Annotated in this window: 3 protein-coding genes; 1 reads left to right on the forward strand and 2 read right to left on the reverse strand. The window is 61.2% G+C overall.

Features of this window, described 5'->3' with window-relative positions; genetic code table 11:
* The first annotated feature begins 58 nt into the window (after positions 1–58).
* The gene (locus MWC30_RS21075) at positions 59–949 is read left to right on the forward strand and encodes an NAD(P)H-hydrate dehydratase (RefSeq protein WP_244086175.1); all 891 of its coding nucleotides are present in this window, start codon (positions 59–61) and stop codon (positions 947–949) included.
* Positions 950–999: 50 nt separating this feature from the next.
* Here MWC30_RS21075 and MWC30_RS21080 read toward each other — a convergent pair whose 3' ends face one another.
* Positions 1,000–1,260, reverse strand: a complete 261-nt coding sequence (locus MWC30_RS21080; protein ID WP_256461286.1) for a tyrosine-type recombinase/integrase — start codon at positions 1,258–1,260, stop codon at positions 1,000–1,002.
* Between the two features lie 18 nt (positions 1,261–1,278).
* On the reverse strand, positions 1,279–1,410 hold the full coding sequence (locus tag MWC30_RS22575) for a hypothetical protein (RefSeq protein ID WP_256461287.1): 132 nt from the start codon (positions 1,408–1,410) through the stop codon (positions 1,279–1,281).
* Positions 1,411–1,636: the final 226 nt, after the last annotated feature.

Genomic DNA, 1,636 nt, shown 5'->3' on the forward strand with positions numbered 1-1,636 from the left:
TGGGGCATACCCTGTGCGGGTACGCCCTGCAACTGGCCTACGAGGAGCTCCTGCGAAGATGTCCTGGTTGATTGTCGGAACGATCCCACGGGAGGATTTCCCCCTCTACGAAGGCCCCTGCCGTCTCGAGAGCGGCCGCCTGCATCTCGAAGACCACACGGTTTCCATCGCGCGCGGTACTCCCGCACTGCTGGCGGCGGCCTGCATCACCGCCGGTGTCCTGGGGATCGAGCCCCCGCGGACTCTCCTTGGCGGGGATATCGGCCGGGGAAACGGTTCCGCCCTCATCTACAAACACCTCACCGAAAACCTCCCGCTCCTGGCACCGGACCTGCTGGTCTATCACTACCTGCAGCCGGATGTGGACTGGCACAACAGGGTCTACCTGTGCATCGAGGATCTGGAGAAGAAGCCGCTCCTGGTGGCCGACGCCGGGTTCATGTACGTGGCGAAGATGAGCGGGTTCGCCCCGTCCTACGACCTGTTCACGCCCGATGCCGGCGAGCTCGCTTTTCTGGCCGACGAAGCCGCGCCGCACCCTTTTTACACCCGCGGCTTCATCCTGCAGGAGGAGGACCGTGCCCCGGAGCTGATCCAGCGTGCTTACGAACACGAAGACGCGTCCCGCTACCTGCTGGTGAAGGGAGTCTGCGACCTCGTGGCCTCCCGCGACGGGATCTTGGACAGAATTGCGGAGCCCTCCGTGGAAGCCATGGAGCCCGTCGGCGGTACGGGGGACAGCCTGACGGGCATCGTGGGGGCGCTGATTGCGGGGAGCTACCCCATCCCACAGGCCTGCTCTCTCGCCGCGAAAATAAACCGGGTGATGGGCCTCATCGCCGAGCCCACCCCGGCCTCCAGCATCGAGGAACTGCTGCACGCCCTGCCCGAGGCGCTGCGGCGTGTGTTGGCGGGTGTAGCGGGAGGGCTTTCACGGGAATCGAAATAGAGGCATTCTTGTGACGACGGCGAGAGTGGCGGCCTCCGACCGCCTGTAATTCAAATACTGGGATCGTCCAGTGGGCTCAGAACCCCATGCCCGCCTTGCTGTAGAACGTGAGTGTAGATCATGGTTGTTGAGACATTGCTGTGGCCGAGCAAGGCATGGATGGTGCGAATATCCGTACCGCGTTGCAACAGGTGGGCGGCAAAACTGTGGCGAAAGCTATGCGCCGTGATCCTCTTGTTTATCCCTGCCTTACGCACCGCTAACTTGATGGCTTTGTTCACGATGCTGGGATCGACGTGATGGCCCCGCACGAGACCGCTTAGGCGATCTTAAGACATGCTGCCGGGGGGAAAGACATACTGCCGGCCCCATTCCTTCGGGGCCAGTGGATATTTGCGCTCCAGGGCATGCGGCAGATAGACCGCGCCGAATCCCTGGGCCAGATCCCTCTCTTGGATCACCTTAACCCATGCCAGATGGCTTTGCCGGAGTGGAGCAATCGGAACGGGAAAGGTCGTGATTCAATCCTTGCCCCCCTTTCCGGAGTGCACAGTGATCGTTTTCATTTGAAGATCGATGTCCTGCACTCGCAGCCGAAGGACTTCCATGATGAGCAGTCCACTTCCTTAAAGCATTTTGACGATAAGCTGCGGCGCTCCATTTAGAAGCGGGATGGTATGGATCGAA

This window comes from Desulforhabdus sp. TSK, assembly GCF_022836495.1.
Taxonomy (GTDB): domain Bacteria; phylum Desulfobacterota; class Syntrophobacteria; order Syntrophobacterales; family Syntrophobacteraceae; genus Desulforhabdus.

What these genes read in the sequence shown, in the direction of transcription:
- MWC30_RS21075 (WP_244086175.1), top strand. Translation starts at nt 59, where the DNA reads ATGTCCTGGTTGATTGTCGGAACGATCCCACGGGAGGATTTCCCCCTC.